Source organism: Cryobacterium mannosilyticum (assembly GCF_004402705.1).
GTDB lineage: Bacteria > Actinomycetota > Actinomycetes > Actinomycetales > Microbacteriaceae > Cryobacterium > Cryobacterium mannosilyticum.
Genome location: NZ_SOFM01000052.1, coordinates 13,574 through 36,829 on the forward strand (window position 1 = coordinate 13,574; position 23,256 = coordinate 36,829).

General features: G+C 70.5%; 18 protein-coding genes. 12 read left to right on the top strand and 6 right to left on the bottom strand.

The window, feature by feature from the left end; genetic code table 11:
- Positions 1-8: 8 nt before the first annotated feature.
- Positions 9-977, top strand: coding sequence for an agmatinase (gene speB / locus E3O32_RS16950; protein ID WP_134511016.1), 969 nt, complete (start codon positions 9-11; stop codon positions 975-977).
- Here speB and E3O32_RS16955 read toward each other — a convergent pair.
- A complete protein-coding gene (locus tag E3O32_RS16955; RefSeq protein WP_134511017.1) occupies positions 974-1,963 on the bottom strand; it encodes an ADP-ribosylglycohydrolase family protein in 990 nt (329 codons plus the stop codon). The genes speB and E3O32_RS16955 overlap by 4 nt on opposite strands.
- A gap of 255 nt (positions 1,964-2,218) precedes the next feature.
- On the opposite strand from E3O32_RS16955, the gene E3O32_RS16960 reads away from it, so the two are divergent.
- From E3O32_RS16960 to E3O32_RS16970, 3 genes are read left to right on the top strand one after another with little or no spacing between them, the layout of a single operon-like run.
- The gene (locus E3O32_RS16960; protein ID WP_134511018.1) at positions 2,219-3,034 is read left to right on the top strand and encodes an amino acid ABC transporter substrate-binding protein; all 816 of its coding nucleotides are present in this window, start codon (positions 2,219-2,221) and stop codon (positions 3,032-3,034) included.
- A gap of 54 nt (positions 3,035-3,088) precedes the next feature.
- A complete protein-coding gene (locus E3O32_RS16965; protein WP_134511019.1) occupies positions 3,089-3,757 on the top strand; it encodes an amino acid ABC transporter permease in 669 nt (222 codons plus the stop codon).
- A complete protein-coding gene (locus E3O32_RS16970; protein WP_134511020.1) occupies positions 3,744-4,550 on the top strand; it encodes an amino acid ABC transporter ATP-binding protein in 807 nt (268 codons plus the stop codon). Before E3O32_RS16965 ends, E3O32_RS16970 begins: the two co-directional genes overlap by 14 nt.
- Here E3O32_RS16970 and E3O32_RS16975 read toward each other — a convergent pair.
- The 4 genes from E3O32_RS16975 to E3O32_RS16990 form a co-directional block, all read right to left on the bottom strand.
- On the bottom strand, positions 4,547-5,623 hold the full coding sequence (locus E3O32_RS16975) for a TerC family protein (protein ID WP_134511021.1): 1,077 nt from the start codon (positions 5,621-5,623) through the stop codon (positions 4,547-4,549). The two genes, E3O32_RS16970 and E3O32_RS16975, sit on opposite strands and share 4 nt — an antisense overlap.
- Positions 5,624-5,810: 187 nt before the next feature.
- Positions 5,811-6,155, bottom strand: coding sequence for a DUF2834 domain-containing protein (locus E3O32_RS16980; RefSeq protein WP_134511022.1), 345 nt, complete (start codon positions 6,153-6,155; stop codon positions 5,811-5,813).
- Between the two features lie 71 nt (positions 6,156-6,226).
- Positions 6,227-9,223, bottom strand: coding sequence for an AAA family ATPase (locus E3O32_RS16985; protein WP_134511023.1), 2,997 nt, complete (start codon positions 9,221-9,223; stop codon positions 6,227-6,229).
- Complete coding sequence (locus E3O32_RS16990) at positions 9,220-10,467, bottom strand: exonuclease SbcCD subunit D (RefSeq protein ID WP_134511024.1); 1,248 nt, start codon at positions 10,465-10,467, stop codon at positions 9,220-9,222. The genes E3O32_RS16985 and E3O32_RS16990 overlap by 4 nt, the downstream gene beginning before the upstream one ends.
- Before the next feature lie 196 nt (positions 10,468-10,663).
- Between E3O32_RS16990 and E3O32_RS16995 the strand changes: the two genes are divergently transcribed.
- The 5 genes from E3O32_RS16995 to E3O32_RS17015 all read left to right on the top strand — a co-directional run bounded on the left by E3O32_RS16995 (position 10,664) and on the right by E3O32_RS17015 (position 16,563).
- Positions 10,664-11,452, top strand: a complete 789-nt coding sequence (locus E3O32_RS16995) for a DeoR/GlpR family DNA-binding transcription regulator (RefSeq protein ID WP_134511025.1) — start codon at positions 10,664-10,666, stop codon at positions 11,450-11,452.
- On the top strand, positions 11,449-12,420 hold the full coding sequence (locus tag E3O32_RS17000; RefSeq protein ID WP_134511026.1) for a 1-phosphofructokinase family hexose kinase: 972 nt from the start codon (positions 11,449-11,451) through the stop codon (positions 12,418-12,420). Before E3O32_RS16995 ends, E3O32_RS17000 begins: the two co-directional genes overlap by 4 nt.
- Complete coding sequence (locus tag E3O32_RS17005) at positions 12,417-14,423, top strand: PTS fructose transporter subunit IIABC (protein ID WP_134511027.1); 2,007 nt, start codon at positions 12,417-12,419, stop codon at positions 14,421-14,423. Before E3O32_RS17000 ends, E3O32_RS17005 begins: the two co-directional genes overlap by 4 nt.
- A 92-nt stretch (positions 14,424-14,515) precedes the next feature.
- Positions 14,516-16,201: a phosphoenolpyruvate--protein phosphotransferase gene (ptsP, locus tag E3O32_RS17010; protein WP_134511028.1), complete on the top strand. Its 1,686-nt coding sequence runs from the start codon at positions 14,516-14,518 to the stop codon at positions 16,199-16,201.
- A gap of 83 nt (positions 16,202-16,284) precedes the next feature.
- Positions 16,285-16,563, top strand: coding sequence for an HPr family phosphocarrier protein (locus E3O32_RS17015; protein WP_134511029.1), 279 nt, complete (start codon positions 16,285-16,287; stop codon positions 16,561-16,563).
- Between the two features lie 55 nt (positions 16,564-16,618).
- Here E3O32_RS17015 and E3O32_RS17020 read toward each other — a convergent pair whose 3' ends face one another.
- Positions 16,619-20,104 carry a TM0106 family RecB-like putative nuclease gene (locus E3O32_RS17020; RefSeq protein ID WP_134511030.1) on the bottom strand — a complete coding sequence of 1,162 codons (3,486 nt, stop codon included), beginning with the start codon at positions 20,102-20,104 and terminating at the stop codon, positions 16,619-16,621.
- A 293-nt stretch (positions 20,105-20,397) separates the two neighbouring features.
- Between E3O32_RS17020 and E3O32_RS17025 the strand changes: the two genes are divergently transcribed.
- The 3 genes from E3O32_RS17025 to E3O32_RS17035 all read left to right on the top strand — a co-directional run bounded on the left by E3O32_RS17025 (position 20,398) and on the right by E3O32_RS17035 (position 23,235).
- The gene (locus E3O32_RS17025) at positions 20,398-20,601 is read left to right on the top strand and encodes a hypothetical protein (RefSeq protein WP_134511045.1); all 204 of its coding nucleotides are present in this window, start codon (positions 20,398-20,400) and stop codon (positions 20,599-20,601) included.
- Between the two features lie 2 nt (positions 20,602-20,603).
- The gene (locus tag E3O32_RS17030; protein WP_174776532.1) at positions 20,604-21,635 is read left to right on the top strand and encodes an FHA domain-containing protein; all 1,032 of its coding nucleotides are present in this window, start codon (positions 20,604-20,606) and stop codon (positions 21,633-21,635) included.
- A 202-nt stretch (positions 21,636-21,837) separates the two neighbouring features.
- Positions 21,838-23,235, top strand: a complete 1,398-nt coding sequence (locus E3O32_RS17035) for a putative Ig domain-containing protein (protein WP_166790893.1) — start codon at positions 21,838-21,840, stop codon at positions 23,233-23,235.
- Positions 23,236-23,256 lie beyond the last annotated feature (21 nt).

Here is a 23,256-nt window from a genome sequence, read left to right on the forward strand (position 1 = left end):
GGAACACCATGGTCAACGGAGACTCACCCCTCGGTCCGGTCGACGCCAGCCTCGTCCCGCGCTATGCCGGAATCGCCACCTTCGCCCGGCTCCCCCGGCTCGAAGACGTGACCCGCGCCGACATCGCCGTGGTCGGCGTGCCCTTCGACTCCGGAGTCAGCTACCGCCCGGGGGCACGCTTCGGCCCGGCGCACGTGCGCGAGGCCTCCCGCCTGCTCCGCCCGTACAACCCGGTGCAGGACGTCGAACCGTTCTCCAGCCAGCAGGTCGTCGACGCCGGCGACATCGCCGCCAACCCGTTCAATCTCACCGAGGCCGTCGCCCAGATCCAGGCCGCCGCGGCCGAGCTCTCCGCCGACGGCAAGCGGCTCGTGGTCATCGGCGGCGACCACACGATCGCCCTCCCGCTGCTGCGGGTCGTGGCCGAGCGGCACGGCCCGGTGGCGGTGCTGCACTTCGACGCGCACCTCGACACCTGGGACACCTACTTCGGCGCCCCGGTCACCCACGGCACGCCGTTCCGCCGCGCGTCCGAGGAGGGCCTGATCGACCTCACCGCGAGCCTGCACGTCGGCATCCGCGGGCCGCTCTACTCCCGCGACGACCGCCGTGACGACGAACGGCTCGGCTTCGCGATCATCGCCAGCCACGAGTTCGAGACCGAGGGGCTCCCCCGCGCTATCGAACGGATGCTCGCCCGCCTCGGCGACCGTCCCGTCTACCTGTCCATCGACATCGACGTGCTCGACCCGGCGCATGCGCCCGGAACCGGCACACCGGAGGCCGGCGGAATGACCAGCCGGGAACTCCTCGCGATGATCCGCGCGCTGCGCGGCGTGAACCTGGTCGGCGCCGACGTCGTCGAGGTCGCCCCGGCCTACGACCACGCGCAGATCACCGCGGTCGCGGCCTCCCATGTGGCCTACGAGATCATCTCCGCGATGACGCCGTCGGCCCCGGTGTCGCCCTCCGCCTAACGGACCACGTGCAGCCGGAACGGCACAGGCGCGGCGTCCTCGCTGTACCGGCCGCCGTGGGAGCTGAGCACGGCCAGGCTCACCAGGTCCGGCCCGGTGAGCCCGGGCCAGCCCCGAACCAGGCGCCGCCAGGATTCCGGCACGGCCGGGAGTCCCCAGCGCGCGGCCAGGAGCGCACCGGCAGCCGCTGCCACCGCGTCGGTGTCGCCGCCCCCGCGGACGGCCGCCTCCACGCCCCGCCGCAGCTGGCCGGCATCCGCCTCGGTGCGGCTGATCGCCGACCACACGGCCTGCAGGGTTTGCACCACCCAGCCGTTCCGGGGAAAATCGGCCGGAAGTTTCCGGGCGGCCTCGGCCAGCCGCGCCGCCCATACGTCCCTGCGGGCCGCGGGAAGCAGCTCCAGCCCGATTCGGAGGTCGGCCTCCCCCTCGAGCACGGCGTGCCGGAGGGCGAGCCCGAAGAGTACGCAGGCGTCACCGGCGTCCTCATCGACGTGGGTCAGTTCGCTGATCAGGCGGGCGATCCCGGCGAGCGCGGCCGGGTCGTCCAGGCACGCCAGCGCCACCGGGGCGGTGCGGAGGAGGGAACCGTTGCCGGCGCTGCGACCGGTGCGGTTGTGCTGCTCCCTGGCCATCCGCCGGCTGCAGGCCGCGGTCGGTTCAGTGCCGGAGAGCACCGCGCCGAGCTGGATCCCGGCGTAGGGCGCGGACCGGGACCAGACCACCCATTCGGCCACGATGTCGTCCAGCACGGCGTCCGCGGCAAGGTCGCGGTCCTTCGACGCGGCGATCGCGATCGGCACGGCCATGGCCGTGTGGTCGGTCCATTCCCCGGGCGCCTGGTGGAAGCCGTCCCCTCCGCGCATGCTGACCGGTGCGTTCGACGAAAGGGGGCCGGCGAATTCGTAGCCGGCGCCGAGGGCATCCCCGCAGGCCAGCCCGAGGAGCACGGCGGCGGATCGATCGTGCTGGGCAGGACTGAGCATCAGCGGACTCCTTCGGGTTGAGTCGACAGGCACAACCTACGTCGGCCAGGAATGGTCGGGCAAGGCATTGACGGGAGGCCCGGATCCGTGCGAGTAACCGGGCGTCACGGGAATACCCGCGGTCGCCGGGCGCTTGTTACTCTTCGGACGTCGCCTTCGGGCGTGCCACGGAAATCCAGCATCCTGCGATTTCGTCACCCTGCGGACCGTCGTCACCCTGACGTTCCCACCCGCATCCCGGTTAGGCCAGAAATAATGAAGCTCAAGATCATGTCGGCGGTTCTTCTCACAGCGGTTGCCGTTTCACTGGCCGGCTGCTCCGCCGGCGGGGCAGGCCAGGCCAAGCCGGCCGCGACGGGCAGCGACAACTCTCTGTCGTCCGTGCAGAAGGCCGGCACCCTGACCGTGGGCACGGAGGGCACCTACCGCCCGTTCTCCTTCCACGACGCGGGCTCCGGACCGCTCACCGGGTTCGACGTCGAGGTCGCTCAGGCCGTCGCCGCGAAGCTGGGCGTCAAGGCCAAGTTCGAAGAGACCCAGTGGGACGGCATCTTCGCCGGTCTCGAAGCGGACCGGTTCGACGTCATCGCCAACCAGGTCTCGATCACACCGGAGCGCACCGCGAAGTACGAGTTCTCGAAGCCGTACACCTATTCGTCGGGCGTCATCGTCGTGAAGAGCGACAACACCTCGATCACCTCGTTCGCCACCCTGGCCGGCAAGACCAGCGCCCAGTCGCTGACCAGCAATTGGAACGCCCTCGCCACGGAGAGCGGCGCGAACGTGCAGGCCGTCGAGGGTTGGGCCCAGTCGGTCGCCCTCGTCGAACAGGGCCGCGTCGATGCCACGGTGAACGACAAGCTCACCTACCTCGACTACAAGAAGCAGACCGGAGCGGCCGGTCTCAAGGTCGCCGCGACCACCAAGGACCAGTCCGAGAGCGCGTTCGCGTTCAAGAAGGGCAGCACCAAGCTCGCCGGCGCCGTCGACAAGGCGCTCGAGGAACTGAGCAGCGACGGAACCCTGGCGACGATCTCCGACAAGTACTTCGGGGCCGACGTCTCCCGGTAGCCTGAGACTGCGCCACCCCCAGTCAGCCTCGAGCAAGATCCTGGACCTCTTCGCATGAACCAATCCACGTGGGACCTGTTCCTGAGCTCGCTCGGACCGATCGTGCTGGGTGCCGTCACCGGGACGATCCCGCTGGCTCTGGTGTCGTTCGCCGTCGGTCTCGCCCTCGCCCTCGTGCTCGCGCTGATGCGGCTGTCCCGGCGACGGTGGATCTCGTCGATCGCGCGGGTGTACATCTCGATCGTGCGCGGCACCCCGCTCCTGGTGCAGCTGTTCGTGATCTTCTACGGGCTGCCGTCGCTGGGCGTGCTGATCGACCCCTGGCCGAGTGCGGTGATCGCCTTCTCGGTCAACGTCGGGGGCTACGCGGCGGAAGTGATTCGCGCCGCGATCCTCTCCGTGCCCAAGGGACAGTGGGAGGCCGCCTACATGATCGGAATGTCCCACCGCCGCGCCCTCACCCGGATCATCCTGCCCCAGGCCGCCCGGGTCTCCGTCCCTCCCCTGTCGAACACCTTCATCAGCCTGGTCAAGGACACCTCCCTGGCCTCGTTGATCCTGGTCACCGAGCTGTTCCGGCAGGCGCAGCAGGTGGCCGCTTTCAGCCAGGAGTTCATGCTGCTCTACCTCGAGGCCGCCCTGGTCTACTGGGTGATCTGCCTCGTCCTGTCCTCGGTGCAGGGCGTGCTCGAGACCCGATTGGACCGCTATGTCGCCCACTGACCTGCCGACGGATGCCGCGCCCGCCGGCGTTCCCGCCCCGGCACCCCTGCTGAGAGTTCGAGGCCTGAGCAAGAGCTTCGGCACGAACCGGGTGCTCGAATCGATCGACCTCACGGTGGGCCGGGGCCGGGTTCTCGCCCTGATCGGGCCGTCCGGCTCGGGCAAGACCACCATCCTCCGCTGCCTCAACGGGCTCGAGGTCGCCGATGGCGGCACCATTTCCATCAATGGTGAGGTGACCCTCGATTTCGGCACCGCGCCGGCGCGGAAGGAGCTCACCGGGCTGCGTGACCGCTCGGCGATGGTCTTCCAGCACTACAACCTCTTCCCGCACAAGACCGTGCTCGAGAACGTGATCGAGGGTCCCATCATCGTGCAGGGCCGGCCGCGCGCGGAAGCCACCGCGGAGGCGCTCGCCCTGCTCGGCCGGGTCGGCCTGGCCGACAAGCGGGATGCCCACCCGTTCGAGCTCTCCGGCGGCCAGCAGCAGCGCGTCGGGATCGTGCGCGCCCTTGCGCTCCGCCCTCAGTTGTTGCTCTTTGACGAGCCGACCTCCTCGCTCGACCCCGAACTCGTCGGCGACGTGTTGCGCCTGATCAAGGAACTCGCGGTCGAGGGCTGGACCATGGTGATCGTCACGCACGAACTCGAGTTCGCCAGGGAGGTCGCCACCGAGGTCGCCTTCGTCGACGGTGGAACCATCGTCGAGCACGGCGACCCGAAGCAGTTGCTCCGCAACCCCACCCAGGAACGCACCCGCCAGTTCCTGCACCGTCTGCTCTTCCCCTTCTAGGTTCGGCCCTTCTCGGTTCGGCCCTTCTCGGTTCGGTCCTTCTCGGTTCGGCTCGAGCCGGCTCGGCGCGAGCCTGCTCCCCAGACCGGTTCGAGGGCCGCGATCTCCTCCGCGCTCGCCATCCGGAACGCCCCGGCCGACTCGGCCGCGACGGGGCGGCGACCCTGGCCGCGCGTGGCGCGGAGTCTGAGCACGATCGAGACCCCGATGATCGATGCGACGACAAGCAGCGACACGGTGGTCGGAACGTAGAACAGGTCGAGCAGGAGCATCTTGACGCCCACCCAGACCAGCACCAGCGCGAGTCCGATCTTCAGGTAGACGAACCGGTGCATGAGGTCGGCGAGGAGGAAGTACATCGCCCGGAGGCCCAGGATGGCGAACGCGTTCGCGGCGAAGACGATGAACGGTTCGCTCGTGACCGCGAAGATGGCCGGGATCGAGTCCACCGCGAAGACGACGTCGGTCACCTCGACCAGCACCAGCACCGCCAGCAGCGGGGTGGCCAGCAGCACGCCGCCGCGGCGAATGAGGAGCCGTTGCTCGTGGAAAGCGTCGGTCATCGGCACCAGCCGCCGGAAGACCCGCAGCACCGGGGACTTCTCCGGGTGCACGTGCTCGTTGCGCTGCCGGATCATCCGGTAGCCGGTGAAGATCAGGAACGCGGCGAAGAGGTAGAGCACCCAGGAGAAACTCTCGATCAGGATGGCTCCGGCCGCGATGAACACGCCGCGCAGCAGGAGCGCCCCGACCACGCCGAGGAAGAGCACCCGGTGCTGGTACTGACGCGGCACGGCGAAGGCCGAGAAGATGATCGCCCAGACGAAGGCGTTGTCCACCGAGAGCGACTTCTCGATCAGGTAGCCCGCGAAATACTGCTGCCCGAATTCGGCGCCGGCGACGACCCAGACCCCGACGCCGAAGCCGACCGCGACGAGCACCCAGGCCACCGACCAGGCGGCCGCCTCCCGCACCCCGATCACGTGAGCGGTGCGGTGGGCGAACAGGTCGACGGCGAGCATCACGGCGATGGCGCCGAAGACGATCAGCCAGGCGGAGAGGGGAACATCCATGAGTCATGCCTTCCAGTCGGGATTCCAACTGGAGGTCTCGTCCGGCCCTCTCGGACCCGTTGCGCCGGATTCCGCCCGGGGAATCGTGGTGACGACGCAACGTCGGGGATTACTCCCCTCCTTCGACCAGTGAACCAGACCGGCCGGCCGTCACGGCTGGGAATCCACCGGGAACGAGAGCCCCGACTCAGCCCTCGGCGGCCGCGCGTGCGGCCTGGAGGGTGCGTTCCCGCATCGCGAGGAACAGCGGAAAGGTGAATGCGAACGCGGTCAGGCCGGACAGCACCACGTACAGCCAGCCCCACCGCATCCCGAGCCGGCGTGCCTCGACGATGATCAGGATGCTGCCGGCCACCGCGGCGACGAGCAGGTCGACGGTCAGGGAGGAGACGGCAGGGCCGCTGCCCACCCAGTCGCCGATGAAGTCCCGCAGCCCCACGATCGCGAGGATGTTGAACGACCAGGTGCCGATGAGTCCGGCAAGACTCAGGGCCAGGTAGACGAACGCGAGCGGAGTCCAGTGTTTGGTCATGGGGCCAGTATGCCCGCGCGCCCGCCGGGCTGCCGGACCGGTGCGGCCCGGGCTGCCGGCGAACACCGGCGTTACACGGGCAGCAGCGCCGGTTCGATCTCACTGCAGCCCTGGTCGGTGACGATGATCGACAGCTTCGCGGGGATCTGCTCCTTCATCGAGTCGACGTGGCTGATCAGCCCGATGGTGCGCCCGCCCGCCCGCAACCCGTCGAGGGTGCTCATCGCCGTCTCCAGGGTGGCGCTGTCGAGCGAACCGAACCCCTCGTCGACGAAGAGGGTGTCGAGGGCGATTCCCCCGGCCTGGTTCGACACCACCTCGGCCAGCCCGAGAGCCAGGGCCAGCGAGGCCAGGAAGGTCTCGCCGCCGGAGAGCGAATGGGTCGGGCGGGCGCGCCCGGTGTGCTCGTCCCTGATTGCGAGGCCCAGCCCGGACTGGCTGCCCCGGTACTGCAGCGAATCGTCGTGTTCGAGCGCGTAACGACCGCCGGTCATGGTGCGCAGCCGGCCGTTCGCCGCGGCGATGATCTGCTCGAGCTGCGCGGCCAGCACATAGGTTTCCAGGCGCATCCGTTTCGTGTTCGGTTCCTCCCCGTGCACCACCGCGGCCAGGACGCGCACCTGGGATTGGGTGGCCAGCAGCGCGGCCGACGCGTCGAACAGCGACCGGGCCTCGCCGACGAGCCCCGTGGTCACGGTCACCCGCTCGGCCAGGGAGGCACGGTCGGCGATCGCCGTGTCGCGGAGCGCCGCGGCGGCGGCCTGGTCTCGCCGTGCCGGGGCGGCATCGACCGGTTCGTCGGGAAGGCCGCCGAGTTCCGGCTCGGCGAGCACGGCGAGTGCCGCGGCCGTCTCATCGTCGTGGCGGCGGATGCGCGCCTCGACCTGGAGCAGGGCGGCCTCGGTGAGCCTGGCGGCGACCGCGGCTGCCTCGGCTGCGAAGCCCTCGACGGCCAGCTGGGCCTCCACGGCGGCAGCCGCGGCGTCGCGCACCCCGCGGTGCTCGCGGCTGCGGTCGAGAGCATCGTCGAGGGTGCGGGCCGCCTCGAGCTCGCGCTGCAACCGGTCGACGAGTTCGGTGACGGATGCGCACCGGCCACGCTGCGCCGCGACCCGCTCGAGGATCCCGGCCTGCTGGCTGCCCCGTTCGGTGAGCCTGGTCGAGTCCAGGTCCTTCGCCTGCCGCACCTCAGCCAGCGCCCGGCCGGCCTCGTCCAGGTCCGCGAGGAGGCGGGCCTTCTCGCTCTTGAGCTCGGTCTCCTGCGCTGCGGCCTGGCGGGCGGCCGCAAGGTTGCCGGACGCGGCCGCGACGTCCGTTTCGAGGGCGTCGACGCTGCGGTCGCCCGCCCGGCCGCGGGCCTCGGCCAGGCGCAGGTTGATCTCCTGGATCCGGGCACGGGTCTGTTCGAGCGCGGCCTGGCGCGCCGTCATCTGCAACCGCGCCTCCTCGATGTCGCTTTCGGTGACCGGTTCGCCGGCACTCACCGCCCTGGCCGGGTGGACGGTCGAACCGCACACCTCGCACGCCTTCCCGTCGACGAGCTGTTCGGCCAGTTCACCGGCGTGGCCGGCGAGCCGGCGATCGACCAGCACCTGGAACTGAACGGCGGCGGCGGTGTTCGCGGCCGCGGCCGTCCTGTCGGCCTGGAACGCCCCCTCGAGTTCCGCACCGCGGACGCTCACTTCCTCGGCGGCAGCCCTGGCTGCCTCAAGCCGGGTGAGCCTGGCGCGCGCCTCCGGTTCGCGTGCGGCGGCGAGGGCCGCCACGGAGCGGTCCCGGTCGACGGTGTCGATCTGTCCGGGCAGCCGCACGACCCGGGCCTGTGCGGCGGCCAATGCCTCCTCGTGCCGGGCGAGCCTGGTTCGCACCTCGGTCAGTTCGCGCTCGAGGCCGGGCAGCATGTGTTCGGCGACGAGCACATCGTTGAGGGACCCGAGTCGCCCGAGCAGCTCCTCGATGACCGCCCCGACGGTCTCGTGCGACTCGGTGCCTGCGGCTCCGGCTGAGGCCGGACCGTCGCCCGGTTCCTCCTCGGCGAGGGTGTGCAACCGGTCGCGGGCATCCGCTTCGACGGCGACGGCCGCCGCGAGGGCCTCCTCGGCCTCTCGTCGTGCCGTGAGGAGCGGCCACACTCGTGCCGCCCGGTTCGCCGCCTGCACGGCGACGCGGTCGGCGGCGACGGATTCCTGCCGGCCGGCCAGGACCGCGGCTTCAGCTGCCGCCGTGTCCCGCCTGTCCTGGCGCCGTCGCAGGTCTTCCTGCATCCGATGGTGCAGGGTGGCGGCGGCCAGCGCCGTGCCGGCCCGTTCGGCGGCGTCGATGGCCCGGCCGAATTGGCCGTCAAGCTGTTGCTGGGCCCGGTCGAACCAGTCTCGGTCGGCGGTTCCCTCCGCCGCCTCGCACTGGGCCTGGCCGGCCGCGGACGCCGCCAGCCCGGCCAGGCGCAGCTCGACGGCGACCAGCTCGTCATCGAGGGACTTGCGCCGGTCGATCAGCACGGTCTCCAATTGCTCGAACCTGACGGTGCCGAACAGGGTCCGCAACACGGCTCGGCGATCGTCCGTCTTCGCGAGCAGGAACTTCTGGAACCGGTTCTGGGCGAGCAGGATCACCTGCAGGAATTGGTCTTGCTTGAGCGGCAGGATGCGGCCCAGCTCGTGGCCGACGTCGACCGGCCGGGTGGCGATGGTGCGCCAGCCCTCGTTGCTGCGGAGATCGAGCCGGGCGTCCGGTTGCGCCAGGGTCGTGCCGGTGCCGCGCTTCCTGGCCTTCTCGTACCGCGGGGTGCGATAGAGGCGGTAGTCCCGCTCGCCCAGCCCGAAGTCGAGTTCGACGAAGGTCGGGTCCTCCGGCTCGCAATAGTCGCTGCGGAGCTGGGACTCCGTGCCCTCGTAGCGGGGAACGTTTCCGTAGAGCGCGAAACAGATGGCGTCCAGGATGCTGGACTTTCCGGCCCCGGTCTTGCCGGTGATCAGGAAGATCCCGTCGTCGTCGAACCGTTCGAAGTCGATCACCTGCTCGTTCTTGTACGGTCCGAACCCGGCGATCCTCAGTCGTTGGATCTTCATGCCGTGATCTCCCTCAGATCGTTGGCAGCAAGCAATTCGGCGACCAGCTCGCGCTCGAAGTCGGTCTGGCCGACCCCGTTGCGCACGAACTCGAGGAACCCGGCGACGATCTGGTGGTCGTTCTGCTGGTGCAGGCGCGCGCCGTAGCTCGCGGCATCCGTGTCCACGACGACCAGTGGCCGGTGTTCGACGGTGACGCAGTGCGGGAATCGTTTCTGCAGGCGGCGCATGCCGTCGAGGGGCCGCACCTGGTCGGTGAGCACGGCCGACACCCAGTCGGCCTCGAACCGTGCGTAGTCGTCGGCGGTGAGCAGTTCCTCGATCTCGCCGGTGAGCACGGACAACCTGCGGGGAACGGGAAGCCCGACCCATTCGACCTCGGCGCGCCGGCCGGCCTGGAGGTCGACGAGCCAGGCGCCGCGCGGCTTGCCTGCCTCGGAGAAGGAGTAGTGCAGGGGTGCCCCGGAATAGCGCACCCGCTCGGTGAGCGTGGCCCGGCCGTGGATGTGGCCGAGCGCGACGTAGTCGGGGCCGTCACTGATTGGGCCGACACCGCGCTGGCCGTCACCGCGCTGGCCAACACCGCGCGGGCCGTCACCGAGCGGGCCGTCGGACGGGCCGAACACCGCGATCGGCACCAGGTCGAGGCCTCCGGCGGTGATGTCCCGTTCGACCTCCGTGGCCTCGGCCGCTGGAGTGACCCCGGCCGCGAAGCAGTGCGCCAGCACGACCGAGCGCCCGCCCCGCGCGGCGATGTCGGCGCGGATCCTCCGCATCGCGAAGGTGAGCACTTGCTCGTGGTTTCGCAGCGTCTCCTCGGGGAACAGGTGCCGGATCATCGCCGGCTCCAGGTAGGGGATGCCGTAGAAGTGCACGGGGCCGTTCGCGTCGGAGATGGTGACGGGTTCGAGGAACTGGTCGGGCCGGGTGATGATGTGGATGCCGGCCAGGCCCGCCCACTCCGACTGGAAGCCGAGCCGTGTCGCCGAGTCGTGGTTGCCGCTGGTCATCACGACCGCGGCTCCGGCTCCCCTGAGCTCCCGCAGCACCCAGGCCAGGAGGGTGTAGCTGTCGGCCGACGGCATCGCGGAGTCGAAGACGTCACCGGCGACGACGACAACCTGCACCTGTCGTTCCCGCACCACCTCGACGAGCGCCTCGAACACCACACGGAGATGCCCCAGCGTGGAATGCGTGTGGAAGGTGCGCCCGATGTGCCAGTCCGAGGTGTGCAGGATCTTCATTGTTCCCACGCTACGGGCGACCGCCGACATCGCACGGTGAATCGCCACCGCGGAGGCGGGCGATGCTGAAATCGTCCCCGAGTCAGACTGATTCTTTGTTTGTCTGCGTTTTTCTTGACAAACAAAAGCAAACACAGGTAGCGTGAAGATTATTCACACAGTGACCCCGGTCACTCAACGTCGAGGAGGAGGTCTCATGTTCGCGGAAGAGCGTCAGGCCCTGATCATCGATCTGGTCTCCAGTTCGAGTCGGGTCACGGTCAACGAACTTGCGACCCGTTTCGACATCACCCCGGAGACCGTGCGGCGGGACCTCGACACCCTCGAAGGCGCGCGCCAGTTGCGCCGGGTCCACGGCGGCGCGGTGGCCCTCGACCGGCTGAGCATGTCCGAGCAGAGCCTCGAGGAACGGCAGACCCAGCACCACGACGAGAAGGTGCGGATCGCCGCCGCAGCGTTCACGCTGATCCCCGCCAGCCAGACCGGCTCGATCCTGCTCGACGCCGGAACCACCACCGAACTCCTCGCCGACCTCCTCGTCGACTGGGCCCCGGCCGATCCGGGAGACGAGCTCCTCGTCATCACCAATGCCGTGCCGATCGCCACGAAGCTGGCCGGTAACGACGACATCCAGTTGTACATCCTCGGCGGTCGCGTGCGCGGTCTCACCCGGGCAGTCGTCGGGCCGAGCACCATCGCCCAGCTCGACGCCCTGCGCCCCGACATCGGCTTCGTCGGCGCGAACGGCGTGCACGCCGAGTTCGGTTTCAGCACCCCGGATGCCGTCGAGTCGGCCGTGAAGACAGCCATCGTCCGTTCGGCCCGGCGTGTCGTCGCTCTGGCCGATTCCTCCAAGCTCGACAAGGAAACCCTGCTCCGCTTTGCGGCCCTCGGCGAAATCGACGTGCTGATCACGGACGCTCCCCCATCACTGGAACTTGCCGCGGCCCTCGCCGCGGCCGACGTTGAGGTTGTGATCGCGTGATCATCACGTTTACCCCCAATCCGAGCCTGGATCGCACGATCGGACTGAACCGGCCGCTCGTCCGCGGCGAGGTGCAGCGGGCCGTGTCCTCATCCGAGGAACCGGGCGGCAAGGGCGTCAACATCTGCCGCGCCCTCGAGGCATCCGGCCTCCCGAGCCTCGCCATCCTGCCCGGCGATGAACTCGACCCCGTGCTGCAGGGCCTTCGCGCGGCCGGGATCCCCCACCTGGGCATGCCGATCGGCGCCGCCATTCGCAGCAACGTCGCGATCACGGAACCCGACGGCACCACGACCAAGGTCAACGTTCCCGGACCGCTGCTCAGCACCGAACAGCAGCACGCGCTGATCGCCCTGGTGCTGGAGAAGGCGGAGGGCGCCGACTGGCTCGTGCTGGCAGGATCCCTGCCGCCGGGCGTGCCGGTGGACTTCTACGCCGACATCACCCGGCAGCTGCGGGTCCGCTACGGCGCCGCCGCCCCCAAGGTCGCCGTCGACTCGTCGGGCCCACCGCTGGTCGCCGCCGTGACCGCGGCCCCCGACCTGATCAAGCCCAACGGCGAGGAGCTGGCCGAACTCACCGGAATCCCCGATGCCGACGCGCTCGAGGCAGACCCGGCGCTGGTCGCCCGGGCCTCCGAACGCCTCGTCGCCGCCGGGGTCGGGGCCGTGCTGGCCACCCTCGGCGCCCAGGGCGCCGTGCTGGTGACCGAGGCCGGCGCCTGGCTGGCCCGGACGCCGCCGATGATCGCCGCCAGCACCGTCGGCGCCGGAGATTCGTCGCTGGCCGGATTCCTGCTCAGCACCATTGCCGGGGCATCCGCGCCCGACTCCCTTCGTCAGGCCGCCGCCCACGGGGCAGCAGCCGCGTCATTGCCCGGCTCGACCGTGCCGGCAGTGAACCAAACCAGACCAGGCGATGTCACCGTGACGTCGCTTGTTACCCATCCAAAGGAGGATGTCCAGTGAGTGCACTGATCACGCCGGAGCTTGTTGCTCTGGATAAGAATCTCGGAGCCGCTCCCTCGAGCGTAATCCGGCATCTTGCCGAGCTGATCGTCGGCGCCGGCCGGGCCACCGAGATCGAGGGCCTCTACGCGGATGCCCTCGCCCGCGAGGCGAAGACGGCTACCGGCATCCCGGGCGGCCTTGCCATCCCGCATTGCCGTTCCTCCGCGGTCACCGAGCCGACGCTGGCGTTGGCCCGGTTGACCTCGCCCGTCGACTTCGGGGCCAAGGACGGCCCGGCCGACCTGGTCTTCCTGATCGCCGCGCCGGAGGGAGCCGACCAGGAACACCTGAAGATCCTGGCGAAGCTCGCCCGTTCGCTGATGAAGAGCGACTTCACCGCCGCCCTGCGCGCCGCCAAGTCGCCGGCCGAAATCGTCGAACTCGTCACCAACGTCATCGCCCCCGTCACCGTCGGCGCGGGCGCGGCCGCCGCCGGCAACGCCAACGCCGGCACCGGCTCCAGCTCGTCGTCGTCGGTCAAGCGCATCGTCGCCGTCACCGCCTGCCCCACCGGAATCGCGCACACCTACATGGCTGCCGACTCCCTGGTCGCGGCGGCCAAGGCCGCCGGCGTCGATCTGCAGGTCGAGACGCAGGGCTCCGCCGGCCTGACCATGCTCGACCCGGCCGTCATCGCCGCCGCCGACGCCGTCATCTTCGCCGTTGACGTCGACGTGCGCGGACGGGAGCGCTTCGCCGGCAAGCCGGTCATCCAGGCCCCGGTCAAGCGGGGCATCGACGAACCGGCCAAGCTCATCCAGGACGCGCTTGCCGCAGCCAGGAACCCGAACGCGCGTCGCGTCGGCGGCAACGTCGGCGTCGTCGAGGCCGACACCAAGAACGAGCACTTCGGCCAGAAGGTCAAACGTGCGCTGCTCACCGGTGTCAGCTACATGATCCCGTTCGTCGCCGGTGGAGGTCTCCTCATCGCCCTCGGCTTCCTGCTCGGCGGCTACGAGATCACCAAGGTCGCCGACGTCGTCGTGCTGCAGAACAGCCTGTTCAACCTCCCTGAGGGTGGACTGCTGATCTACCTCGGCGCGGTCTTCTTCAAGATCGGCGCCCTGTCGATGGGCTTCCTGGTTCCGGCCCTCGGCGGTTACATCGCCTACGCGATCGCCGACCGCCCCGGGATCGCGCCCGGCTTCGTCGCCGGCGCCGTCGCGGGCTTCATGGGCGCGGGCTTCCTCGGCGGCATCGCCGGTGGTCTCCTCGCCGGTGTCGCGGCAGCGAGCTTCGCCAGGCTCGACGTTCCGCGCTGGCTCCGCAGCCTGATGCCCGTCGTCATCATCCCGCTGGTCGCCTCGATCGTCGCATCCGGCCTGATGTTCCTCGTGCTCGGCGGTCCGATCGCCTGGATCACCACGAACCTGAACGAATGGCTCACCGGCATGAGCGGCGCATCGGCGATCATCCTCGGCCTGATCCTCGGCCTGATGATGGGCTTCGACCTCGGCGGCCCGGTCAACAAGGTTGCCTACGCGTTCGCCGTCGCCGGCCTCGGCACCGCCACCATCGCCAACCAGGCGCCGTGGCAGATCATGGCCGCGGTCATGGCCGCCGGAATGGTTCCGCCGCTCGCCATGGCCCTGGCCACGGTGGTCGACAAGAAGCTGTTCAGCCTGGTCGAACGTGAGAACGGCAAGGCGGCCTGGCTGCTCGGGGCATCCTTCATCTCCGAAGGCGCCATCCCGTTCGCCGCGGCCGACGTGTTCCGGGTCATCCCGGCCAGCATGATCGGCGCCGGCGTCACCGGTGCCCTGTCGATGGCCTGGGGAGTGACCTCGAAGGCCCCGCACGGCGGAGTCTTCGTCTTCTTCGCCATCGACAGCTTCCCGCTCTGGGCCCTCGCGATCGCGATCGGAACCGTCGTCGCGGCGTTCGTCGTGATCGTGCTCAAGCGGTACGCAGTAAGGAAGTCCAGCGTCGACGCGGAGACCCCCGCACTCGTCAACGCGTAACCATCACGTCGGCCGCCGTGTCACAAGCACGGCGGCCGACGCGTAGCATGAAATAGCGTGGGCAAATCGCTGCGCATGAAAGAGGTTATCCCGTGCAGAATTTCTCTGGAGTTGGCGTCAGCCCAGGACGGATCATCGGTTCCGTCCGACAGATGCCGAAACCGGTCAGCGAACCCCCCGTCGGTGAGCGCATGTCGTCCTCGACGACAGCGGATGAGGCCACGGCCAGTCTGCGCGCGGCGTCGAAGGTCGTGCAAGCCGAGCTCCAGGGGCGCGCCGCGGCCGCAACGGGTGCCAGCAAGGCAGTCCTCGAGGCCACCGCGCTGATGGCAGCCGATCCCATGCTGATCAAGGCGGCCGTGAAACTCATTGCCACCGGCACCTCGGCCGAGCGGGCGATCTGGGAATCCGGCGCATCCGTCGCCGAGATGCTGCACAATCTCGGCGGCTACATGGCCGACCGGGCCACGGATGTCCTCGACGTTCGCGCACGCATCGTCGCGGAGCTGCGCGGGGTGCCTGCGCCCGGGATCCCGCAATCCACCGAACCCTTTATTCTCGTGGCGGAGGACCTCGCCCCCGCCGACACCGCCACCCTGGACCCGGCGAAGGTCCTGGCCCTGGTCACCTCCGGCGGCGGCCCGCAGTCGCACACCGCCATTATCGCCCGCGCCCTCGGCCTGCCGGCCGTGGTTGCCGCCCCCGGCGTCGACGAACTCGTCGACGGCACCGAGGTCTACGTCGACGGCGCCGCCGGCACCGTCAGCGTCAACCCCGGCGCCGACGAGCAGGCGCTGGTTGCGGCCTGGCTGCTCGCCGCCGAGACCCTCGCCGTATTCGACGGCACGGGCAGCACCGCCGACGGGCACCTCGTGCCCCTGCTCGCCAACGTGGGCGGCGCCGTGGACGCGGTCAAGGCCGCCGAGCTCGGCGCCCAGGGCGTCGGCCTGCTCCGCACCGAGTTCTGCTTCCTCGAGCGCGACACCGAACCGACCATCGACGAGCAGGTCGTCGCCTACCGCGGCGTCTTCGACGCCTTCCCGGGCAAGAAGGTCGTCGTGCGCACCCTCGACGCCGGCGCCGACAAGCCCCTCCCGTTCCTGACCGACACCACCGAGCCCAACCCGTCCCTGGGTGTGCGCGGCTACCGCACCGACCTGACCACCCCCGGCGTGCTCAAGCGCCAGCTCACCGCGATCGCCACCGCGGCCACCGATTCCCCCGCCGAAGTGTGGGTGATGGCGCCGATGATCGCGACCGTCGACGAGGCCGCCGACTTCGCCGCGATGTGCCGCGTCGCCGGGCTGAAGATCCCCGGGGTCATGGTCGAGGTGCCGTCCGCTGCGCTGCTCGCGGATCGGATCCTCGGCGAGGTCGACTTCGTCAGTCTCGGCACGAACGACCTCACCCAGTACACGATGGCCGCCGACCGTCAGCTCGGCACCCTTGCCGCGCTGAACTCGCCGTGGCAGCCGGCCGTGCTGCATCTGATCAAGCTGACCGTCGCCGGTTCGATCGCCCAGGGCAAGAACAAGCCCGTTGGCGTCTGCGGCGAGGCCGCGGCCGACCCCGTGCTCGCCGTCGTGCTCGTCGGTCTCGGCGTCTCGACGCTCTCGATGACCGCACGGTCGCTCTCCGCCGTCGGCGCTGTGCTGAAGAGCGTCACCCTCGACGAGGCGAAGCGCCTGGCCGAGCTGGCTCTCTCGGCCCGGAACGCCGACGAAGCGCGCACCCGCGTGCGCGCCGAGCTGCCGATCCTCGAAAAGCTGGGCCTCTGAGCCCCGACGCACCATTTCGCGGCGCACCGCGCCGCCCCACGATCGCCGGGCACAACTCGACGAGCACCAAATGAGGAGAAACCATGTCCGAACGTAAAGCCACCATCGCCAGCAGGGTGGGCCTGCACGCCCGCCCCGCGTCCATCTTCGCCGCGGCCGTCGGCGAACTGCCGATCGAGGTCACCATCGGCCTCGAGGCCGACCCGGTCGAAGACGCAATGGATGCCTCGAGTATCCTGAGCCTGATGAGCCTCGGCGCCGCCAACGGAGACGTCGTCGTGCTCCGCGCCGAGGGTGAGGGCGCCGACGAGGCCCTCGAAGCCCTCGTCAAGATCCTCGAAACCGACCTCGACGCCGAGTAACACCCGGCCGTTCCCCCTGGCCGGCCTGTCCCGGTCGGCCAGGCCCGGCGCCCCGCTACGACCCGGCGGGGGTCACCAGCGTGATGAACGCGCTCAGCTGGGTGAGCACGTCGACGCTGGTCGGCAGCGACTCGGTCAGCGCTGGCGAATAGACCAGCCAGGCCGCCCACTGCGCCCTCGAGACGGCCACGTTCAGCCGGTTCGCGAGGAGCAGGAACTCGAGGCCCCGTGGCACGTCCTCGGCGGCCGACGCCGCGAGTGAGACGATCGCGACCGCAGCCTCCCGCCCCTGGAACTTGTCCACGGTCCCGACCGGCACCAGGCCGAAACCGGCCGCCTTCAGCCTGCCGCGGAGGAGTTCCACCTGGGCGTTGTACGGAGCCACGACGATCACGTCGTGCTGCCCGAGCGTCGCGGTGACCCCCGCGGATGTCCAGGGTCGCCCCAGCAGGTCGGCCACGAGCCCGACCACCTCCTCCGCCTCCTCGACCGATGAGGTCGCGTTGCCGGAATGTGCCACCGGCAGCGGGTGCAGTCCGGGAGTCACCCCGGCCAGGCTGCGGTCCGACGGGTGCGAGAGCAGCTTGCCCTCATAGGACAGCGCCGAGACGGGAGCGCAGACCGCGGGGTGCATCCGCCAGCTGGTGGCGAGGAAGTAGCCGAATTCGGCCGGGAGCACCCGGTGCCCGTCACTCAGCCAGCCGAGGGCGGACTCGTCGACAGGTTCCGGGTGGGTGCCCTGGCTCACCTGCGGCAGTTGCTGCGGATCGCCCAGGAGCAGCAGCCGCTCCGTCGACACGGCCGCGGCGATCGTGCTGGCCAGGGAGAACTGGCCGGCCTCGTCGACGACGAGCAGGTCGAGGGACCCGCGTGGCAACCGGTCGGCGTTGCTGAAGTCCCAGGCCGTGCCGCCGACCACCCAGCCGCCGGGGCGGCCGGTGAACGCGCCGAAGGTCCGGGTGTCGAGCAGCGCCCACGGAACGGGCTTGTTCTCCTCGCCCTTCCTGGCCTTCTTGCCGACCCGGTCGGGGTCGAGGCCGACCGTTGCGCCGGCGGTGAGCACCGCGCGGAGCATGTTCTCCACTGCGGCGTGGGACTGGGCGACAACGCCGATCGTCCAGCCGTGGTTGACGACGAGGTCGGCGATCACCCTCGACCCGACGTAGGTCTTGCCGGTGCCGGGCGGTCCCTGCACCGCGAGATAGGAACGGTCAAGGCGCAACAGGCTGTCCAGGATTGCCGGCTGCACGTCGCCGTCCCGCGGCCGGGCGAGGCCGTGCTCCGCGGTGCCTCCGGGCGCGTCGGCCGGGCCGGCCCGGAGCCGTGGCGGCCGGCGCCGGAGCAGGTCGAACGCGGCATCCGGCAGCGGCTCCGGCCAGGCGCCGAGCACGGCCCGGCCCCATTCCGAGATCGCCCCGACCTGGCTGCCGGCCGGCGGCGGGGTGCCGGGGGTCAGCGCGATCGGCAGTTCGTGGTGGGTGGGGGCGTCCCGCTCGAGGATCTCCTCGACGACGAACACCGACTCGTCGATCACCTCGACGATGGTGGCCTTGTCGTGCGCGGTGCGCGCGCCCGGCTCGGCGCTGGGCCGGATCGGCGGATACGGCGGGTCGTAGAGCAGGAACGGGTTCTGTCCGACCTTGAGCGAGCTGCCGGGGGCGAGCGCGCCCGAGATCCGCAGCAGACGCCGGTCGAGGCGTTGCCGGCCCTCCCGGTGCCACCCCGTCTGCACGGTGACGGAGTCCACGACGAGCACATCGCGGGTGTCGGCCCACTCGTCGACGGGCGAACCGAGGCGCGAGTAGTGGTCCCACCAGAACGACTTCTGCTCCCGCCGGTGATAGTCGATCGCGGCGGCGGCCAGGGCGAGCGCGGTCTGGTCGGTGCTCCGATCGGCGGGCGCCACCGCGGCGAGGAGGTCGGTGAGCTCGAGGTAGACGGGGTCGGGCTCGCGCACCGGAAGGTCGAAGGCCGGCTCCGCGGCCGCCGCCGCGGGAACCGCGCTCTCGGCGGCGCGCTCGAGCAGCCAGTCGCGGAGCCGCCGGGTGGAGCGGCAGTCGTAGGCGTTGTACCGGGCGATGTCGGCGAGAACGTCGGCCGCGGCATCCGCGTCGCCGTTCGCCAGCAGCTCGCGCGACCGCACGTACTCGGTGATCGAGTCGGCGGCGTTGGCGACGCCCTCGCGCTCCTCGCTGCCCATGTAAAGCGGCTCGAGCTTCTTCAGCGAGTAGCTGCGGCTGCCGATGCGCAGGCCCTGCCGCACCACCGGGTAGAGGTCGACGAGGACGTGGTCCCTGAGCAGGCCGTCGACGGCGTCCTCGCCCACTCCGTGCCGGGCCGCGAGGGTGAGCAGGTGGGTGCGTTCGTAGGGGGCGTAGTGGTAGATGTGCATCCCCGGATGGCGCTCCCGCCGCGCTCGCACGTAGTCCAGGAACTCGACCAGTGCCCGGCGTTCGTCGGCGTGGCTGTGCGCCCAGAACGAGCGGAAGGTGTCGTCGGGCTCGACCAGGCCGAAGAGGTAGTCCAGCCCCCAGACAACGCCGGCCTGGCCGGCCTCGCCCGCGTCTTCCTGGTACAGCGGGTCGCCCTCGAAATCGAAGAAGATGTCGCCCGGGTCGGGTGCCGGCAGCGCCTGGAGCGCGAGCGGGTTGATCACCTCCCAGTTCACGGGCCGGTCGGCGCCGGCCGACGTGACCTGCAGCCTGGCCTGCTCGCTGAGCGTGTGCAGCGTGGCATCCGAAAGGCCGGGGACCGGGCCCACCGCCGCCGCCAGCTGTTCGATCGTCGCCACGCCGGCGGCGCGCAGTTTCGCGCGCTGGCTGAGCCGCAGGTTGGCCACGAGCAGCACGTCGCGGTGCTGCTGCACCTGGTCGTCGCAGAGGTCGCAGCGCCCGCAGGCGGTGTAGCGCGGGTCGCCCCACTCGGTCGGCCCGGTGTCGGCGAGCCGGTCGTCGACGAGGCGTTCCAGCCTGGCCCGGCGGGTGCGGTAGACGGGCAGGATGTCCCGCAGCCGGTGCGAACTCGTGCGCCCGTCGCCGAGCAGGAGGTGTACCTGCTCCCCCGTCGGGATGCCCATCCGTTCGAGCTGGTCACTGTAGGCAGCGAGCTGGAGCAACGCGGTGATCTTCGCCTTGCGCGCCAGCTTCGTGTCGTACACCTCGTAGCTCGCGCCGTCGTCGGAGCGGATGATGAAGTCCGCGTAGCCGAGGAACCGGCCGTCGAAGAACGCGGCCTGGAAGACCACCTCGGCGCCACCGGTGAGCGCCGCCTCGCTCGCTCGCACGGCGGAGCCGATCTCGGCGAGGGCGGGGCGTTCGATCTCGACGACCTGGCGGGTCTCCCGCAGCCGGGTGAGCATCCGCAGTTCGTGGGCATCGCCGAGCTCGGCGGTGCGCGCGAGCATGGCGTCGGCGGTCTCGGCGATCGGGTCGATCCGCCCGAGTTTCGCGTCGAGCCTGCGCATCAGCGCCCATTCGCAGCCGGCGGCGGCGCTGAGGTCGCTCGCCGAGTAGACGATGGTGCCGGGATCGAGTAGGAACACGGTGGCCTCCAGGGGTGCTCCCCCGAGGCTAACCGAACCCTCCGACGGTGTCGTCCTGAGAGCCTGCTGTGGATTCGCTCCGGGCGGTCGGGCCTCAACTACTCTGGCGTCACGGCAGGCAGTGGCGCAGCTGGTTGCCGGAGCAGACGGACCCGGATCCGGGACGGTTCCGCACCTGCCTGAGCCAGTCTCATCCCGGTGAAACCGAAAGAGAGTGCACCGTGACCAACGATTCGACCACAGACCAGACCTCGCCCGCCGAAACCGGCGCGAACGGACCCGGGGCCCACAGCATCCAGGACTGGACCGACCTCGGCAAGGAGATGTGGTCCTATCTCACCGGCAAGAGTGCCGTCATCAACTACAGCTTCATCGACATGACCGTCGAGGTGCCGCGGGACATCGGACCCGACGCACCGCGGGCGACCTGGAAGCTCAACGGCACCCTGCGCGTCACCACGAGTGAGAACGCCGGCGCCGAATCCCTCCCCCAGTAGCCATGACCGCGACCACCCGGCTGGACATCGACCTGGCCTTCTCCCTGGTCCAGCCGAGCCCGCCTCCCTCGACCACGGCGGACCAGAGGGCGGCCGGTGCGGCGGTGCCGACGCCGACCGTCGAGACGATGTCCGGCACGGTCAAGGCCGCCGGCCTCGACGTGGAGATCTTCGCCGGCAAGCCCGAGCTGTTCGTGTCCTCGGCGGTCAGGCTGAAGGACCTTCGCCGGATCGCGGCCGATCTCGCCGACCGCGGCCTGACCGTGTCGCTGAGCGGCCCGAACGGCCTCATCGTTCGCGTGGGAGCGGTGACGTCACCCCCGCTCCAGCGGGTCCTGACCGGGTCGTCCCATATCGTCCTGGGCAGCCGGGCCGCACTCACGCCGCTGCTGCGGCGGCGGTCCCGGCGCCGGGGGGCGCCACCGCTGCCCACCGTGCCATTGCCGCCGTCGACCCTGTTCCCGTTGGTCCCGACATTCGACCGGCGGATCCGCCGCCGGATCACGACGACGCACTACGCGCCGGGTGCCGGACGGCCTCGGCTGGTGTTCGTCGTCGGCTCGGAGAACTGGAACGGACAGGCACCGCGAGAGTTCGATCTGCTGCCCGGGGTCACCACGATCGGGTCCGGACCGGACTGCGACCTCCGGCTGGACGGTCTGCAACCGGTGCACGCCGAAATCCGGCACGACCGGAACGACGAATACGTCCTGTTCCCCCTCGGCCCGGTGGCCGGCGGCACGAAGCAGGAGGTTCGGCCGCACGGCGGCGGCCAGATTCTGCGCACCGGCGCCCGGATCGAAATGGGGCCGTGGCGAATGGCCTACTTCCGGGAGGAATACGCCGACCACGGTCGACCGTTCGGCGGCCGGCTCGGCGGCGAACTCGCCGTTCAACGACCGCAGCCCGCCCGCCCCGCGGCTCCGCCCGAGCGCACCGGGGCCGCGCGTTCCGGCACCGATGCGAGCAGCGCTCGGCAGGATCGCGACGCGCGCCCTGACCTGGCTGGACGATTGGACGATTCCGAGATCTGAGGCGGACCCGGTCGCGGCGCACCCTCGGGAAGCCGGCGCACCGCAAAGCGTGCGCCCGCTTGCGTAGGGTGCGCCGCGACGGATGCCGCCGGCCGCGCCGCCCCGTACGCCCCGCATTCGGGGGGTCCCGTCCCTATCGGAGCGCCCGCTGGGCGACTACTGTCCCCATCGACGGCTGTCCCCACGGACGACGGGAGACTCCATGCGCACACCCTCCGCCGGTCGTCTGGGGCTCCGGGCCGGCGCGGCACTCGCCCTGGCCGGCGCGATGGTCGTCGCCCCGGTCGCACTCGAGGCCGCCTCCGCGGCCTGGGCAGTCGCCGACACCATCCCGGTGGGCTTCAACCCGTTCGGCGTCGCCGTCGACGAGGGCACGAACACCGTCTACGTCGCCGCCGGCTCTCCCGCCGCGGTGTCGGTCATCGACGCGGGGGTCGTCGCCGCGACCATTCCCCTCCCCTCAGGAGCCACCGGCGTCGCTGTCGACCCGGTGACCCACACCGTGTATGTCACCAGTAACAACCGGGTCTCCGTGATCGACGGCGCGACGGATGCCGTGACCGGCACGATCGACCTCGGCTTCCCCGCCGACCAGGTCGCCGTGGACCCCGGAACCAGGGCCGTCTACGTCACCTCCCCGGACAGCGGCACGGTGACTCTGGTCGACGGCGCAACGGAGTCGGTCACGGGCAGCGTCACGGTCGGCACCAACGTCAAGGGAGTCGCCGTCGACACCGGCAGTCATGCCGCCTACGTCACGGACGCGGACAACGCCACGGTCACCGTGCTCGACGGCACCAGCATCGTCGGCACCATCCCGGTCGGGGCGTTCCCCTACGGGGTCGCCGTCGATTCGGCCAGCCACACCGTCTATGTCACGAACGCGGGCGACAACACCGTCTCGGTCATCGACGGCAGCACCGGCGCCGTGACCGCCACCATCGCTGTCGGCACCGCCCCGTACCGGGTCGCGGTCGACCCGAACCGGACCGTCTTCGTCACCAACATCAACGGCAACACCGTGTCGGTGATCGACGCCGCCGCCAACACGGTCACCGCGACCGTCCCGGTGCCCAACGCGCCCTACGGTGTCGCCGTCGACCCGGGGACGCACCGCGCCTACGTGGGCAGCACGGATGGCAGCACCGTCACCGTGCTCGCCGACCTGCCGGCCATCACCTCCGGGCCGCCGTCCAGCGGCCTCGTCGGCAGCGCGTACCGCTTCATTCTGACGGCCTCCGGCCTCTTCGACCCCGTCTTCCGGATCATCGGCGGATCTCTCCCCCACGGCCTGATCCTCGACTCGGCGACCGGCGTGATCGCCGGTACACCTTCGGCCGCCGGGACCAGTTCGGTCGTCATCTCCGTCGCCGATGACGACAACACCGGTGGCAACCCCGCCGCGACGGCAACGTACTCGATCGTGATCGCCCCCGCGGCAGCACCAGCCCAGCCGGGTCCGGCCGCGCCGGGCGTCCCCGCGAAGCCGCACCTGGCCCCCACCGGCGTCGACCTCGGTGGGGCGGCCATGGCGGCGGCGCTCATCCTCGCTGGTGCCGCTCTCGTGTGGCTCCGCCGCCCACGCCGGCGCCTCCCCTGACGCGGAGCCCAGGGCGCCGTG

What these genes read in the sequence shown, in the direction of transcription:
- speB (WP_134511016.1), top strand. Translation starts at nt 9, where the DNA reads ATGGTCAACGGAGACTCACCCCTCGGTCCGGTCGACGCCAGCCTCGTC.
- E3O32_RS16955 (WP_134511017.1), bottom strand. Translation starts at nt 1,963, where the DNA reads ATGCTCAGTCCTGCCCAGCACGATCGATCCGCCGCCGTGCTCCTCGGG.
- E3O32_RS16960 (WP_134511018.1), top strand. Translation starts at nt 2,219, where the DNA reads ATGAAGCTCAAGATCATGTCGGCGGTTCTTCTCACAGCGGTTGCCGTT.
- E3O32_RS16965 (WP_134511019.1), top strand. Translation starts at nt 3,089, where the DNA reads ATGAACCAATCCACGTGGGACCTGTTCCTGAGCTCGCTCGGACCGATC.
- E3O32_RS16970 (WP_134511020.1), top strand. Translation starts at nt 3,744, where the DNA reads ATGTCGCCCACTGACCTGCCGACGGATGCCGCGCCCGCCGGCGTTCCC.
- E3O32_RS16975 (WP_134511021.1), bottom strand. Translation starts at nt 5,623, where the DNA reads ATGGATGTTCCCCTCTCCGCCTGGCTGATCGTCTTCGGCGCCATCGCC.
- E3O32_RS16980 (WP_134511022.1), bottom strand. Translation starts at nt 6,155, where the DNA reads ATGACCAAACACTGGACTCCGCTCGCGTTCGTCTACCTGGCCCTGAGT.
- E3O32_RS16985 (WP_134511023.1), bottom strand. Translation starts at nt 9,223, where the DNA reads ATGAAGATCCAACGACTGAGGATCGCCGGGTTCGGACCGTACAAGAAC.
- E3O32_RS16990 (WP_134511024.1), bottom strand. Translation starts at nt 10,467, where the DNA reads ATGAAGATCCTGCACACCTCGGACTGGCACATCGGGCGCACCTTCCAC.
- E3O32_RS16995 (WP_134511025.1), top strand. Translation starts at nt 10,664, where the DNA reads ATGTTCGCGGAAGAGCGTCAGGCCCTGATCATCGATCTGGTCTCCAGT.
- E3O32_RS17015 (WP_134511029.1), top strand. Translation starts at nt 16,285, where the DNA reads ATGTCCGAACGTAAAGCCACCATCGCCAGCAGGGTGGGCCTGCACGCC.
- E3O32_RS17030 (WP_174776532.1), top strand. Translation starts at nt 20,604, where the DNA reads ATGACCGCGACCACCCGGCTGGACATCGACCTGGCCTTCTCCCTGGTC.
- E3O32_RS17035 (WP_166790893.1), top strand. Translation starts at nt 21,838, where the DNA reads ATGCGCACACCCTCCGCCGGTCGTCTGGGGCTCCGGGCCGGCGCGGCA.